Origin of the sequence: Vibrio fortis (assembly GCF_024347475.1) — a bacterium.
GTDB lineage: Bacteria > Pseudomonadota > Gammaproteobacteria > Enterobacterales > Vibrionaceae > Vibrio > Vibrio fortis.
The window spans coordinates 2,986,130-3,002,106 of sequence record NZ_AP025487.1 but is presented as its reverse complement, the minus strand read 5'-3'; the positions used below and the strand labels follow the sequence as shown (position 1 = coordinate 3,002,106).

Here is a 15,977-nt window from a genome sequence, read left to right as displayed (position 1 = left end):
GATTAAAGGCGGGGTGGCGCCGTACTTCCACGAACGACCAATTTCGCCTCAAGCAGACGAGAGCCCGCTTGAACATCGTTACCTTTGAGCATATCAAGCATCATTAACATTGCTTGGCGTCCAATCTCGTAGCGAGGCTGAGAAATGGTGGTCAACGGTGGATCGCAATATTGTGCGAATTGAATGTCATCGAAGCCGACAATCGATAGGTCATGTGGGACGCGTAATCCTAATTTCTTCGCCTCTTGAATCGCACCAATAGCCATTGCGTCATTGTGACAGAAGATAGCAGTTGGTTGCTCTGGTAGTGCGAGCAGTTGACGAACCGCTTGTGCACCTGCCTCAAAGGTAAAGTCACCAACGGTGCTGTAGGCTGGGTTCATAGTAACCCCTGCGCGTCGTAGAGCTTGTTGATAGCCCTGTTGACGGAATTGGCAGAGAGTTGCTGATGTCGGGCCGGAGATTTGCGCGATACGTTTGTGACCCAGTTGAGCTAGGTAGTTCACCGCTTCAAATGCAGAAGTCAGGTTATCGATGTGTACAGTGGGCAACTCAAGCTCTGGGGCGAACTCACATGCCATTACCATTGGTGGCAGGTTTTTCTGCTCTGCTTTGCTGACATCGAATGGGTGGTCTGTGCCGAGTAGTAGCATGCCGTCTGCTTGTTTGGTGAAAACCAAGTTTACAAACGAGCTCTCACGTTTTTTCTGTTGTCCGCTATCACCTAGAAGAACCAAGTAGTCGTTTTCAACCGCAGCGTCTTCAATACCGCGAATGATCTCAGCGAAGTAGGGATCACAGATATCAGGAACGATGGTGATGATGGTTTTAGATTCGTTGCGACGTAAATTTCTAGCTAAAGTGTTGGGTGAGTATCCAGCTTCGAGTACCGCTGTTTCAACTCGTTTTCGAGTGCTCACCGATACTTTTTCAGGGTTCATTAGCGCTCGTGATACCGTCGCTGTTGATACGCCTGCCAACTGGGCAACATCCTTCATTGTCGCCATAAATTAAACCCTCTCTAATTCCTTTGTTGCCTCTGACTAAGGCGTGAATAATTATATAATTGATTGATATTATGAAAGTGTTGCTAACACTTTTTTTATTGCAATATTTTATGTGTTTAGCCGATACAAAGTTACGGCTAGATTAACAAAAATCACATGACTAGTGTGAAGTTGTTCACGATAAATATGAAATTTCCGTGAATAAACCTATCAGTAGTTTTAAGCCAGTAAGGTTTAGCTGAGATCTTGCGGCTCAATATCAAGCGACCAGCGTACCTTTTTTGCGAGCGGCAACATATTTATCGCAGGTTTTGCGCTCATGAGTAACTTCTGCATAAGTGAGCGAGTTTGGGTTTGCAAAATCAACTGCCAGCGCGATTTTCCTGCACGTTTCGCCAATGGTGCTGGAGTCGGTCCAAGCACCATGCAGAACTGATCAAACAGTGGGTGCGACTCTAAGGTGTGACGTACTTGTCTTAAGAACTCTTCAACAAGATGTGGGTCATTCGCTTCTGCGCGGAATAACGTCATAAATGTATACGGCGGCAGCATCGCTTGTTTTCGCTCAGCCAACGCTGTCTGAGCAAAATGGTTGTAGTCTTTGTGCAGCAATGCTTGCAGCAGCCCATGTTCTGGATGATGGGTTTGCAAAATCACTTCACCCGGCTTGCTTGCACGTCCGGCGCGCCCTGCAACTTGAATAAACAGTTGAGCTAGGCGCTCAGAGGCTCGAAAATCGCTGCTGTAGAGTGAGCCATCGACGTCGAGTAGCGCAACCAGAGTGACATCTGGAAAGTGATGCCCCTTGGCGAGCATCTGGGTGCCGATAAGAATTTGGTATTCCCCACGACGTATTGACTCTAATGCGTTTTCTAGGCTTCCCTTGCGACGTGTGCTATCGCGGTCAATGCGTATGGTTTTGTATTCAGGGAATAGCTGTTCAAGTTGCGTTTCTAGCTGCTCAGTGCCGACACCTACGGTAACTAGGTTAGCGGAGCCACACCCTTGGCATTGATGAATAATATGCTGCTGGGAGCCACAGTGGTGGCAACGCATCTCATTGCTGTATTGATGATAGGTGTAGTAGGCGTCACAGCGTTTGCACTCTGCCGTCCAACCACAATCATGACACATTAATGCTGGAGAGAAACCACGACGGTTTAAGAACAGCATGACTTGGTTGCCAGATTTGAGGTGTCTTTGCATCTCAGCAATCAAAGACGCCGATAAGCCACTCTCAAGATACTCTCCCTTAACATCCAGAACCTTGTTCGTGGTTGGTACTGCGGCTCCGGCACGTGAACTCAATGTCAGGTGGCCGTACTTACCAATTTGCGCATTGTGCAGGGTTTCAAATGCGGGGGTTGCTGAGCCAAGCACAATCGGAATTTGGGCTTTATGAGCACGCATAATCGCGACATCACGAGCATGGTAACGAAGGCTGTCCTGCTGCTTATATGATGCATCATGCTCTTCATCGACAATAATGATGCCGAGGTCAGCAAATGGCGTAAACAGGGCCGAACGCGTACCTATCACAATGCCTGCGATCTTATCTCGTGCAGATAGCCATGCATTTAGGCGCTCAGAGTCATTTAACCCCGAGTGCACAACTTCAATCGGTACATTAAAGCGTTTCTTAAAGCGGTTAATGGTTTGCGGGGTCAGGCCGATTTCAGGAACCAGAACTAAGGCTTGTCTACCTTGCTCTAGTACCGGCTTAATCATATTTAGGTAAACTTCTGTTTTACCTGAACCCGTAACACCTTCTAACAGGAAACAGCCAAAGTCGGTTTGGCTATTCACCGTCGCAATCGCGATCGCTTGTTCTTCGTTGAGCTTTGGCTTGTCTTGGTCGTTTTCAAGATCGCTTGGCCATGCATAACGTGTCGGCTTTTTCTCTCGAGATTCTATCCAACCTTTCTCTTCAAGGGTTTTGAGTACCGAGCTTGAAACCTCTTGGTCAATAAACTCTTGATGCGGTACTGGGCCATTTTCGAGTAGGTGCATCACTTTAGCTTGTTTGACTGCGCGTCCAAATCCTTGCATCAGTTGGTCTTTGCCTAGTGGCGTTATCTGCCACTCGACAAGTGTCGCGAAGTCGGCGGGTTTGCCTTTACGCAGCGCACTTGGCAGTGCGTTCGCAAAGGTTTCGCCTAAGGGATATTGATAGAACTGACTGCACCACACCAACAAGGAGTAGACTGAGTCTGGCCAGACAGGCTGATTATCGAGCAGGGCTTTAATGGGTTTAAGCTTATCGAATTCAAACTCGGACTCATTGACCAGTGCGGTGACGATACCTGTCAGAGTTTGGCGACCAAAAGGAACGGATACGCGTCCGCCAATGATAGGAAACAAGTGACTCGGAATCTTATAGTCAAATTGTCTATCTAAAGGGACTGGCAGAGCCACTCGGGCTATCGTTGGACGCATAGATTCGCTTGTTAATTCTAGAAAGTGCAGGGCAAACAGTCTAAAGGATAAGGACGTTAAATTCGAGAAGCAGTTTAGTGATGCAAGTTATCGAGATGCGTATGCAAAGCATAAAAAGGCAATAAAAGAAGAAATCATGCAATAGTGGCGAAAAAATCATCCAAACTGGTTGATCCTGCCTCATAGATTCATTACTATACGGCGCCTTAAAGGTATGGCTTCATCACATTTTTGTGGGACGCGGTGTCTTTAATTTATTTTTTAACAACGTGTGGTGTCCGGCTTAGAATCGGATGGCGACACGGCCTAATTGAGGTTTTCCCATGAAAGTTGGTATCCACCCAGAATACAAAGCTGTTAAAGCTACTTGCTCTTGCGGCAACGAGTTCGAATTCAACTCAACTCTAGACAAAGATTCTATCCACCTAGACGTATGTGACAAATGTCACCCGTTCTACACTGGTAAGCAACGTATCGTTGATACAGGCGGCCGTGTTGATCGCTTCAACAAGCGTTTCGGTGCTCTATCTAGCAAGAAGTAATTCTCGCTTAGTAGACATGAAAAAGGACACTTCGGTGTCCTTTTTTGTTTTCTGGTGTTTAGTAATTTCAACTGGGCACTGGTCTTATTAGTAGTGAATTCTCGTTTTTTAATGAGACAGGGGGCTTTACCACCTAGGAACTTTGAAGTACATCCATTAATATAAAATAGATTCCCCCAAATAATAATATTCTAGGAAACCTACACCCATGTCTGATGACACTCTCCAAGCTCAATCTGAAGAACTATCACCTCAAGAACAATTCCGTCAGCAAGCTCTTGATTATCATGAGTTCCCAATTCCTGGCAAAATTGCCGTTGAACTGACAAAGTCTGCAAATTCTGCAGAAGATCTGGCCCTCGCTTACAGCCCAGGTGTGGCTGAGCCAGTTCGTGAAATCGCACAGAACGTTGATAACGTTTATAAGTACACTGGTAAAGGCAACATGGTTGCAGTTATCTCTAACGGTACAGCGATTCTTGGCCTAGGTAACTTAGGTCCTATTGCTTCTAAACCTGTAATGGAAGGTAAAGCGCTGCTGTTTAAGCGTTTTGCAGGTTTAGATTCTATCGATATTGAAGTAAAACACCGCACAATCGATGAGTTCGTTGATACGGTAGCGAACATTGCTGATACATTCGGTGGTATCAACCTAGAAGACATCAAAGCACCTGACTGTTTTGAGATTGAACGTCGCCTAATCGAGCGTTGTGATGTTCCAGTATTCCACGATGACCAACACGGCACTGCGATCGTAACGGCTGCGGGTATGCTGAACGCGATTGAGCTTCAAGGTAAGAAGCTAGAAGAGTGTAAGATTGTTTGTTTGGGTGCGGGTGCAGCAGCGGTTGCGTGTATGGAACTGTTGATCAAATGTGGCGCACAGCGCGAGAAGATCTACATGCTAGACCGTAAAGGTGTTATCCACACTCGTCGTGATGACCTGAACGAATACAAGCAGCTGTTTGCGAACAACACTGATAAGCGTACTCTAGAAGATGTTATTGATGGCGCAGACCTATTCCTAGGTGTATCTGGTCCTAACCTATTGCCAGCAGAAGCGCTGAAGCTAATGGCTGATAAGCCAATCGTATTCGCATGTTCTAACCCAGATCCAGAGATCAAGCCAGAGCTTGCGCACGAAGTACGTAGCGACCTTATCATGGGTACTGGTCGTAGTGATTACCCGAACCAGGTAAACAACGTTCTTTGCTTCCCATTCATCTTCCGCGGTGCTCTTGATGTGCGTGCAAGCGAAATCAACGACGCAATGAAGTTAGCAGCGGTTGAAGCGATTCGTGAACTTGCGAAAGAAGAAGTACCTGCAGACGTACTAAAAGCAGCAGGTGCTGATTCACTTGAGTTTGGTAAAGGATACATCATTCCTAAGCCGATGGATCCACGTCTATTGCCTCGCGTTGCTAAAGCGGTTGCTCAAGCAGCGGTTGAATCAGGTGTGGCTCGTATCGAGATGCCTGCAAACTATATGGCATAGAGACTGGATGGCGTAATCGTCGTGTAGTTGAGCGAAGAGAATAATAAAAAACCGACTCATTGGAGTCGGTTTTTTTGTGCCTATTGTTCAGGTTAAATGAATCAGGCAATAGATATGGCTCAGCTAAAGCGAATCAAAATTGAAGGTAGTGACTGAGTTATGATTATTCTTCGTCAAATGCTTCGAACTCGATGCCCATCTCTGTCATCAGCTTTTTCACTTCAGCAGGGATGTCGTCTGGGCGATCTTTACGCAGGTCTTCATCTGTTGGTAGAGGCTGGCCAGTATATGCATGCAGAAAGGCTTCACATAGTAGCTCACTGTTTGTTGCATGGCGTAGGTTGTTAATCTGGCGGCGAGTACGCTCGTCAGTTAGAACCTTCAACACTTTTAGAGGGATAGAAACTGTAATTTTCTTTACTTGTTCGCTTTTCTTTCCATGCTCAGCATATGGGCTTATGTATTCACCATTCCAGTCGGCCATTGCGTACCTTCATCACTTTAGTTGTTAGATTAAATTAATAGGGGTGATTTTAGCGGGATTTACCGCCATAAGCAAAGACATATAGACGTCTAGAAGTGTTGACGTCTCATTCTTATGAAAGTAAAGTGAATAACATATATCTAACACAGCCGCAAAACCCCGACAAGCCGCTGTGATTCTCAGACGCCAAAACCTGTAAGGAAACACCTATGAGCAGCCGGAAACCAGCAACCATCGCCGTACGTACTGGTATCGAGTCAGACACTCAACATCATGCCGTTGTTCCACCCATTTATCTGTCGACCAACTACGGTTTTCCCGCTTTTGGTGAAGTTCCTAAGTATGATTACACTCGTTCAGGCAACCCAAACCGAGGCTTGCTAGAGACAGCTCTGTTTGAATTGGAATCAGGCAAGGGAGCAGTGGTGACTAACTGTGGTACGTCAGCACTTAATCTATGGGTCTCGGCGTTTCTTGGTAGTGACGATCTGATCGTGGCGCCACACGACTGCTACGGTGGTACTTACCGTCTTTTCAATACGCGTTCACAAAAGGGTGATTTTAAGGTGCTGTTTGTTGATCAATCGGATCAAGCGGCATTCGATGCTGCGATCGCACTGAAACCAAAGTTGATCTTGTTGGAAACACCATCAAACCCACTCGTTCGCGTAGTTGATATTGCTGAGACTTGTCGCAAGGCAAAAGAGGTGGGTGCGTTGGTGGCGGTGGATAACACCTTTTTGACTCCGGTGTTCCAAAAGCCTCTAGAGCTTGGTGCGGACTTTGTTATCCACTCAACCACCAAATACATCAATGGTCACTCAGATGTGATTGGCGGCGTAGTGATTACGAAAACTGAAGAGCATGCCGAAGAGCTGGCTTGGTGGGGCAACTGTATTGGTGCAACGGGGACACCATTTGATAGCTATATGACACTGCGCGGTATCCGTACCCTGGGTGCACGTATGCGTGTTCATGAAGAGAGCTCTCGTGAAATTCTAACGGCGCTGCAGAAACAGCCTTTGGTCGATACCATTTATCACCCAAGCCTTCCAGAACACCCAGGTCATGAGATTGCTAAGAAGCAGCAATCTGGTTTTGGGTCTATGCTGAGTTTTGAATTTGCAGGCTCTTTTGAGGCGCTTAAGCACTTTGTTGGGGAGTTGGAGCTATTCTCACTGGCTGAATCTCTGGGCGGTGTTGAGAGCTTGATTTGTCACCCTGCGTCAATGACACACCGTGCAATGGGTGAAGAAGCCCTAGCGGAAGCTGGTGTGTCTCATCAACTTCTGAGACTGTCGGTGGGTCTAGAAGATGCAGAAGACCTGATTGCTGATCTTGAGCAAGCCTTCGCAAAAGCGCAGCAGTTCATTGATAACGGGGAGCGTAAGTAATGGCTAACTTTCGCCAATTGCATAAATTTGGTGGTAGCAGTTTGGCAAACCCTGAGTGCTATCAGCGTGTCGTGAATATTCTTAAAGAGTACTCTAGCGAGACTGATTTGGTGGTGGTGTCTGCGGCAGGCAAAACCACTAATCGATTGATCGAATTTTTAGAGGCGCTAGATAAAGATGGGCGCTTGGCTCATGAGTGCCTGCAATCTCTGCGTCAGTTCCAGTTGGAGTTAGTTTCAGAACTCCTAGAGGGCGAGGTTGCAGAGCAGTTAACCGTAACCCTACAGCGAGAGTTTACGGCTTTAGGTGAACTAACCGCGCCATTGACTGAAGCACAAAAAGCAGCAGTGCTAGGCCATGGCGAAGTGTGGTCGTCGCGTTTGCTAGCCGCGCTTTTATGTCAGAGTGATCTTCAAGCTGTGGCGCAAGATGCTCGAGACTTTTTGCGTGCAGAGGCGGGTGCTCAACCTGAGGTGGATCGCGCACGTTCATACGCGTTGATTAAAGAGTCTCTTGCTCAACATTCTCATTGCCGCGTGGTGATTACCGGCTTCATGGCGCAGAACAGTGCCGGTGAGACGGTGTTGTTAGGTCGTAATGGTTCAGATTACTCAGCGACCGTGATTGGCGCATTGGCGGAAGTCGATCGTGTGACGATCTGGAGTGATGTTGCGGGTGTTTACAGTGCCGATCCAAGATTGGTTTCAGATGCTTGTCTACTGCCTTTGCTGCGTCTCGATGAAGCGAGTGAGCTAGCACGCTTGGCTGCACCTGTGCTACACAGTCGCACCCTACAACCTGTCGCCCAAAGCGCAATGGATCTCAGCCTGCGTTGCAGTTACCAGCCAGAGTCGGGCTCAACACAGATTGAGCGTGTACTGGCGTCGGGGCGCGGCGCGAAGATCATCACCTCTCTGGATGATGTGTTACTGATTCAGCTCACCTTTGGTCACGGCCATGATTTTGAACGCCTTGAAAGTGAGGTGCTCGAAGGGCTAAAGCGTGCTCAGCTAGAACCGCTGGCTTATGAACTGCAATCTGATCAAAACTGCTTGCGCCTTGCTTACACAGAAGAGATCGCAGGCGGCGCACTAGAGTATCTGCAAGACCATGCGATTGAAGCAGAGATCAAACTCAAAGAGGGCTACTCACTGGTTGCTGCGGTAGGTGCGGGGGTGACTAAGAACCCGAACCATTGTTACGGCTTCTATCAGCAGCTCAAGGGCGCACCGGTTGAATTTATCTCAGAATCTCAATCTCGTTTAAGCTTAGTGGCAGTGGTTCGTAAATCGGAAACCGAAACTCTAGTTAAAGGCATTCATTCTCAACTGTTTCAAGCTCAGAAGCGCGTGGCGATCGCACTGTGTGGTAAGGGGAACATCGGCTCAAGCTGGCTATCACTGTTCGCCGAGCAAAAGGTTGAGCTAGAAAAACGTCGTGGTATGAATTTTGAGTTGGTTGCTGTCGTTGATAGCCAAACTTATTGGTATGACGAACAAGGTATCGATGCTCGTGCTGTCGCGGATCGTTTTGACGACGAAGCGGTGACGTATCAAGATGGAGAATGGCTAACAAAGCTGGGTTCAATTCAAGGCTACGATGAAGTGGTTGTTTTGGATGTCACTGCGAGCAAGGTGCTTGCAGACAGATATCTGGATATTGCTCAGCAGGGTATTCATCTAATCTCTGCCAATAAAGTCGCGGGCTCTGCATCGAGTGAATACTACCATCAGGTGCAAGATGCATTCGCGAAGATCAGTCGTCATTGGTTGTATAACGCAACTGTGGGTGCTGGTTTGCCAATTAACCATACTGTACGAGACCTTCGTGAGAGTGGTGATGACATCATCGCGCTATCAGGCATCTTCTCAGGCACATTGTCTTGGTTGTTCCAGCAATTTGATGGTTCAGTACCATTTAGTGAATTGGTGGACTTAGCATGGCAACAAGGCCTAACGGAGCCTGACCCACGCTCTGATCTCGATGGCTCTGACGTGATGCGCAAATTGGTGATTCTAGCGCGCGAGTCGGGTTTGGATATTGAGCCAGAGAACGTCAAAGTGGAATCCTTGGTTCCTCAAGAGCTGCAAGACCTTTCTGTCGATGACTTCTTTGATAAAGCATCGGCATTGAGTGAAGTGCTGGCTGAGCGTCTAGAGAAAGCCCAATCACAGCAAAAAGTGTTGCGCTATGTTGCTCGCCTTGAAAAGAACGGTAAGGCAACGGTCGGTGTTGAGGCGCTATCGAAAGAGCATGCACTGGCGAATCTACTGCCGTGTGACAATATCTTTGCGATTGAGAGTAAGTGGTACAAAGATAATCCACTCGTTATTCGTGGACCAGGTGCTGGACGTGAAGTAACAGCCGGTGCAATTCAGTCCGATTTGAACAGAATGTCGAGCTTGTTCTAAAACTCAGATCGATTGTCCGAAAGCGTAAATAGCATACTATCCACTAAGATAAATAAGGCTGAAAGCACAATGTGTTTTTCAGCCTTTTTTGTACGTTATTATTGCTTTGCGACCCACTTATCGACTTGAAGATTCCTCACGATCAACTTGAGAAAAATTCATAATCGATCTGTTGACATTAAATCGTATTCAATACATTCTGTGGACATATAGACGTCTAAACGTCGGTTTGAAGGTTTGAGATTTTAGTGGTTGAGTTGGCCACAGGGAGAGTAAGATGGGATACACACACGCAAGTCACATAGACGCTTTGAATCAGAATATTGCTGAGCTTTCTGACAACATTAATGTGTCATTTGAGTTTTTTCCGCCAAGCAATGAGAAGATGGAAGAGACGCTGTGGAACTCTGTACACCGTCTAAAAACACTGCAGCCAAAGTTTGTATCGGTAACTTACGGTGCTAACTCTGGTGAGCGTGACCGTACCCACTCAATCATCAAAGAGATCAAAGATCAGACTGGCCTTGTGGCTGCACCACACCTAACGTGTATTGATGCTAGCCGTGAAGAGTTGATTCAGATCGCAGACGACTACTGGGCGAATGGTATTCAGAGTATCGTTGCTCTACGTGGTGATATTCCCCCAGGTGGTGGTGCTCCAGAGATGTATGCCTCAGACCTTGTTAAACTGCTTAAATCTCGCCATGACTTCGATATCTCAGTTGCTGCTTTCCCTGAAGTACACCCAGAAGCGAAGAGTGCACAAGCCGACCTACTTAACCTAAAGCGTAAAGTGGATGCTGGCGCAAACCGTGCAATTACTCAGTTCTTCTTTGATGTGGAGAGCTACTTACGCTTCCGTGACCGTTGTGTAGCAGCAGGTATTGATGTCGAGATCGTACCGGGCATCCTACCTGTCTCTAACTTCAAGCAAGCATCTCGCTTTGCGGCGATGAACAACGTGAAAGTACCAGGTTGGATGGCGAAGCAGTTTGAAGGCCTAGACGATGATCCAACAACGCGTCAGCTTGTGGGTGCGAGCCAAGCGATTGATATGGTAAGAACGCTAAGCCGTGAAGGTGTGAAAGATTTCCACTTCTATACTCTGAACCGTGCTGAGATGACTTACGCACTTTGTCATACCCTAGGTGTGCGTCCTCAGGTTGCAGCACTGTAATTCAACGCTATCTAGCAGACACAAAAAAGGCTTGAATACTTGGTATTCAAGCCTTTTGCTTATCTAGTGAAAGTCACCAGTGTCAAACTTATGCTAGCGTTTCAAGCTCTAATAGAACTTCTTCTGCCCACATGATCCAAGCTTCGCGGATAAGTAGGTTACGACGCAGAGTTAGTCGCTCTAGACGTGCTTGCTTGTCTAGTGTTGATGGCGTTGCGTAGTAAGCTGCTTCAATCTCTTTGTAGTGAGAAACTAGCTTGCGAGACTCTTCAACTAGCTCAGCCAGTTGCACTTGGTATGCAGCAGATGGTTGAACGGCACAAGCCATCAGTTTTGCTGAGAACTCATCACGTACAGTTGGGTGAGCCGTTGGCTGTTCAAACCATTCGCCAAGAGCGCGACGGCCAGCGTCTGTGATTGAGTAAACTTTACGGTCAGGTTTGCCTTCTTGAGGCTCTAGCACGCAAGTTACCTGTTCATTTTGAGCCATTTTGTTGAGCTCACGGTAAACTTGTTGGTGGCTAGCTTTCCAGAAGTATCCAATGCTTGCTGAGAATTCTTTAGTGATATCGTAACCAGTAGCATCGCGTGTACTTAAAACGGTTAGAATTACGTGTGGTAATGACATGTCTTCAATCCAAATGGTCAATAAACAGTAAACAAATACTTAAACATCAAGTGTGCTTCTTGCGGCACGATATATTGGGTTATGTTTAAGTTGCACCAACACTCTTTGTTGTTGGTTGTGTCACCTTATAAAGCCGTTTATCACCTAGTCGGACTAGCTTGCCTAGTCCAATGCCACGAAATATTTTGATTGGAGTGTTCTCGCAGCGGAGCAGTAGTATATCTAAATAATAAGCATAAAGTAGAATACATGGACAAAATAACCCAAAAAACTGATAAAAGACTCAATAGTGTTTGTTGGGTGAAATAAAAAGGTCGCACTGGGCGACCTTTTGTACTCTATTTAGAATATTATTCTGCTTAACCAGTGTTGCGCATGCCTGCTGCAATACCTGCAATGGTCACCATAAGCGCTTCTTCTAGCTCTGCTGGTGGCGTTTCACTCTGACGAGTACGGTAAAGCAGCTCAGCTTGAAGCATGTTCAATGGCTCAACGTAGATATTACGTAGGCGGATAGATTCTTGTCCCCAAGGGTCGCTCTGCATTAGGTTTTCGTTGTTCTCTACATTTAGCACCGCTTTGATGTCTTTTTGTAGCTGTTCACGAAGTTTTTCACCCAGAGGCAATAGCTCTTCGTCGACCAAACGCTGATCATAGTACTTAGCGATTTCCATATTACACTTCGAGTAAACCATCTCAAGCATACCTAAGCGAGTTGAGAAGAATGGCCATTCGCGGCACATCTCTTCAAGTAGCGCTTGATGGCCTTGATCAACCGAGTATTGAATCGCTTCACCGGCACCTAACCATGCAGGTAGAACAAGGCGGTTTTGACTCCAAGAGAAGATCCATGGAATCGCACGTAGGCTTTCTACACCACCGTTTGGATTACGTTTGGCAGGGCGAGAGCCAAGAGGCAGTTTACCAAGCTCTAGTTCAGGGGTTGCCTGACGGAAATACGGTACGAACTTCTCTTCACCACGAACAACATTACGGTAGGCTTCACAAGATACTTGAGACAGCACTTCCATCAGATCGCGCCACTCTTGTTTCGGCTCTGGTGGTGGAAGTAGGTTCGCTTCTAGAATTGCGCTAGCGTATAGATTAAAGCTGTTAACCGCGACATCTGGTAGACCAAGCTTAAAGCGAATCATCTCGCCTTGCTCTGTTACACGTAGGCCGCCTTTCAGGCTTTTTGGTGGCTGAGAAAGGAGTGCTGCGTGTGCAGGTGCACCACCACGACCAACGGTACCACCACGACCGTGGAATAGAGTCAGTTCAATGCCTTCCTCTTCGCACGCTTTAACAAGCTTATCCATTGCATCGTATTGAGCCCAACCCGCAGACATTACGCCCGCATCTTTTGCTGAGTCAGAGTAGCCGATCATCACCATTTGGTGGTTCTGGATAAAGCCACGGTACAGGTCGATGCCCATTAGCTGCTTCATTACCGCTTCAGAGTTGTTCAAGTCATCTAGGGTTTCGAACAGCGGACATACGTCCATGCGGTACGGACAGCCTGATTCTTGCAGCAGTAAGTGAACCGCTAGTACGTCTGAGGCTGTGCGTGCCATTGAGATAACGTAAGCACCAAAGGCTTCACGAGGTTGTGCCGCAATCACCTTACAGGTGTCTAGAACCTCTTTTACTGGCTCAGATGGCTCCCAATCACGCGGAAGTAGTGGACGCTTAGAGCTTAGCTCGTTAGTTAGGAAAGCAATCTTATCTTGCTCACTCCATTGGTCGTAGTCACCGATACCTAGGTAGCGAGTCAGTTCAGAAAGAACGTCTGAGTGACGTGTACTCTCTTGGCGGATATCAAGACGAACTAGGTGTACACCAAAGGCCTTGATACGGCGCAGTGTATCCAACAGTGAACCGTCTGCGATTACGCCCATGCCACATTCATGCAGCGATTGGTAACATGCGTAAAGCGGTGTCCACAGTTGGTCGATGTTCTGTAGTGTGGTCTTCTTTGGTACTTCTGCGTCGTGTAGCTTCGCATCAAGCACTTCAAGCGTATCCGTAAGGAGCGTACGCAGGCTCTTAAGGATGGCACGGTAAGCTTCGTGCTCATCACCAGCCAGTTCGCGAACGGTGTCGTTGCACTTGGTCATCGACAGCTCAGTGATCAGCTCGTTGATGTCACCAAGGTAAAGGTCAGCCGCTTTCCAGCGAGAGAGACGCAGTACTTCTTTAGTGATTGAGTGCGTAACAAACGGGTTACCGTCTCGGTCACCACCCATCCAAGATGAGAAGTGTACAGGGCGAGCGTCGATAGGTAGACCTTCGCCAAGGAAGCCTTTTAAACGACCATCCATTTCACGCAGGAATTCTGGTACGGCTTCCCATAGTGAGTTTTCAACAACGGCAAAACCCCATTTCGCTTCATCAAGCGGCGTTGGGCGTTGCTGACGAATTACGTCTGAGTGCCAACCTTGAGCGATAAGTTGCTCTAGACGACGCTCGGTTTTCACACGTTCTTTGTTTGATAGGTCGCTTAGCTCAAGTTTTGATAAACACTCGTTGATCTTAACCAGCTTGTTGATCATGGTGCGACGAGTGATTTCAGTTGGGTGAGCTGTCAGCACAAGTTCGATATTGAGGTCGCGTACTGCTTGAGCCGCATCGAGCTTGCTGATGTCATTTTGGTTTAGCTTAGAGAACAGAGATTGAAGTACGTCTGGTTCACAAACGTGCTCTTCACAGTGGCGAGAAATCGTATGGTACTGCTCTGCCATGTTGGTGAGGTTTAGAAATTGGTTGAAAGCACGAGCGACAGGGGTCAGTTGCTCGTTAGGTAAATTTTTGATCTCTTCAACTAGGCTATCGCGGTCAGCTTGGTTACCTGCTCGAGCTGACTTGGAAAGTTTACGGATAGTTTCCACTTTCTCTAGGATTACGTCGCCATGCGCGTCTTGAATAGTGTTACCTAGCAAGCGTCCTAGCATGCTCACGTTACTCTTGAGAGCGGCGTATTTCTCGTTCATTGTCATCCTGCCTCGTAAAAAAATTACATCCATTGTTCCTTGTTAAGTACACAATCTAGCGAAAACTGCTGTATCTAGTCAAATAAAGCATCCTAAGTTTGCAATTATTGGTTATATAAATGGCGAAGTTAGAAATTTTATTTTCTGAGAGAACGAAGGTGAAATTTAATTACAATTTAGCGATGATGATGTCAAAACAGCACAAAAGCGACCTTTCGAGGTCGCTTTTGTTCGATAGTGCGAGCGATATTGAGTTATCGCGCAATAACTAGAAACAATATTTATAGATCGACTTACTCAAAATATTGATGGTTGGGTCGATGAAGTCAAAGCTCAAAAATTCATCTGGCTGGTGTGCTTGGTCAATAGAACCCGGCCCTAGCACCAATGTTGGACATAGCTGTTGTAAGAAAGGTGCTTCAGTACAGTAGTTCACGGTTTGTGACTCGGTTTCACATACCGACTCCATGCCGCCGATAAATGGATGATCATGCTGACACTCATAACCCGGAATCGGCTCGTGTAGTGGCGTGATTTCGATTCTGCCCGGCCATTTAGCTTCGACCTCTTTAAGCGCGCTGCGCAACATATTGTCTAAACCATCTAAACTAATGCCTGGAAGAGGGCGCACATCGTAGTGCAGTTCACAACAGCCACAAATGCGGTTGGCACTGTCACCACCGTGGATGTGACCAAGGTTGAGTGTCGGGCTTGGAATCGCAAATCCCGGGTGATGGTACTCTTTGATGAGCTTGTCGCGCAGTTGCATCAGAGCAAATAGTACTTCATGCATGATCTCAATGGCGTTCACGCCGAGCGCAGGGTCAGAAGAGTGGCCAGATTTACCCGTTACTCGCACTGCATTCGCCACGTGACCTTTATGACCACGAATCGGCACTAAGCTCGTCGGTTCACCAATGATGCAGTAATCCGGTTTGAAAGGGGCATTGTCGGTGAAATGACGAGCACCGAGCATGGTGGTCTCTTCGTCACAAGTCGCCAGTACGTAGAGCGGCTTGGTCTGCTTACTCCAGTCAATCTTCTTTACCGCTTCATAAATAAAAGCGAAAAAGCCTTTCATGTCTGCGGTGCCCAATCCATAGAAGCGATTATTGTGCTCTGTTAGTGCATGAGGGTTGAAGTTCCAGCGCCCCTCATCAAACGGAACCGTATCGCTGTGGCCAGCAAGCAGCAAGCCGCCTTCGCCCGACCCCATCTTTGCCACCATATTATGCTTGCCGGGCTCGACTTCCACGACCTCAACACTGAAGCCTAAGTCTTTAAACCATTGCGCCATCTTCTCGATGACCTTTTCATTGCCGTGATCCCAACTCGGATCGGTTGAGCTGATCGAATCGGTGGAAATTAGGCCCTGGTAGACCTCAAGAAAACTGGGTAATTGCATAATATCTT

11 protein-coding genes are annotated in these 15,977 nt (G+C 47.2%); 5 read left to right on the top strand and 6 right to left on the bottom strand.

The window, feature by feature from the left end:
- Window positions 1-2: 2 nt before the first annotated feature.
- Both cytR and priA read right to left on the bottom strand, forming a co-directional pair.
- Window positions 3-1,007: a DNA-binding transcriptional regulator CytR gene (cytR, locus tag OCV50_RS13340; RefSeq protein ID WP_261903255.1), complete on the bottom strand. Its 1,005-nt coding sequence runs from the start codon at window positions 1,005-1,007 to the stop codon at window positions 3-5.
- Between the two features lie 234 nt (window positions 1,008-1,241).
- Complete coding sequence (gene priA, locus OCV50_RS13335; protein ID WP_261903254.1) at window positions 1,242-3,443, bottom strand: primosomal protein N'; 2,202 nt, start codon at window positions 3,441-3,443, stop codon at window positions 1,242-1,244.
- A 323-nt stretch (window positions 3,444-3,766) separates the two neighbouring features.
- Between priA and rpmE the strand changes: the two genes are divergently transcribed.
- Both rpmE and OCV50_RS13325 read left to right on the top strand, forming a co-directional pair.
- On the top strand, window positions 3,767-3,985 hold the full coding sequence (gene rpmE / locus OCV50_RS13330) for a 50S ribosomal protein L31 (RefSeq protein ID WP_239841935.1): 219 nt from the start codon (window positions 3,767-3,769) through the stop codon (window positions 3,983-3,985).
- 208 nt (window positions 3,986-4,193) lie between these two features.
- Window positions 4,194-5,480, top strand: a complete 1,287-nt coding sequence (locus tag OCV50_RS13325) for a malic enzyme-like NAD(P)-binding protein (RefSeq protein ID WP_239841934.1) — start codon at window positions 4,194-4,196, stop codon at window positions 5,478-5,480.
- Between the two features lie 163 nt (window positions 5,481-5,643).
- Here OCV50_RS13325 and metJ read toward each other — a convergent pair whose 3' ends face one another.
- Window positions 5,644-5,964, bottom strand: coding sequence for a met regulon transcriptional regulator MetJ (gene metJ, locus OCV50_RS13320; protein ID WP_004415993.1), 321 nt, complete (start codon window positions 5,962-5,964; stop codon window positions 5,644-5,646).
- Window positions 5,965-6,173: 209 nt separating this feature from the next.
- Between metJ and OCV50_RS13315 the strand changes: the two genes are divergently transcribed.
- From OCV50_RS13315 to metF, 3 genes are all read left to right on the top strand, one after another.
- Entirely contained in the window at window positions 6,174-7,358 is a 1,185-nt protein-coding gene (locus OCV50_RS13315) for an O-succinylhomoserine (thiol)-lyase (protein WP_261903253.1), read from the top strand.
- Window positions 7,358-9,769 (top strand): bifunctional aspartate kinase/homoserine dehydrogenase II, encoded by a 2,412-nt coding sequence (locus OCV50_RS13310; RefSeq protein ID WP_261903252.1) that lies wholly within the window; start codon window positions 7,358-7,360, stop codon window positions 9,767-9,769. Before OCV50_RS13315 ends, OCV50_RS13310 begins: the two co-directional genes overlap by 1 nt.
- 277 nt (window positions 9,770-10,046) lie before the next feature.
- On the top strand, window positions 10,047-10,946 hold the full coding sequence (gene metF / locus OCV50_RS13305; protein WP_239841931.1) for a methylenetetrahydrofolate reductase: 900 nt from the start codon (window positions 10,047-10,049) through the stop codon (window positions 10,944-10,946).
- Window positions 10,947-11,034: 88 nt separating this feature from the next.
- Here the strand turns inward: metF and OCV50_RS13300 are convergent, their stop codons facing one another.
- The 3 genes from OCV50_RS13300 to argE all read right to left on the bottom strand — a co-directional run bounded on the left by OCV50_RS13300 (window position 11,035) and on the right by argE (window position 15,969).
- Complete coding sequence (locus OCV50_RS13300) at window positions 11,035-11,574, bottom strand: PadR family transcriptional regulator (RefSeq protein ID WP_239841930.1); 540 nt, start codon at window positions 11,572-11,574, stop codon at window positions 11,035-11,037.
- A gap of 359 nt (window positions 11,575-11,933) precedes the next feature.
- Complete coding sequence (ppc, locus tag OCV50_RS13295; protein WP_261903251.1) at window positions 11,934-14,570, bottom strand: phosphoenolpyruvate carboxylase; 2,637 nt, start codon at window positions 14,568-14,570, stop codon at window positions 11,934-11,936.
- 262 nt (window positions 14,571-14,832) lie between these two features.
- Window positions 14,833-15,969, bottom strand: a complete 1,137-nt coding sequence (gene argE, locus OCV50_RS13290) for an acetylornithine deacetylase (RefSeq protein ID WP_261903250.1) — start codon at window positions 15,967-15,969, stop codon at window positions 14,833-14,835.
- Window positions 15,970-15,977 lie beyond the last annotated feature (8 nt).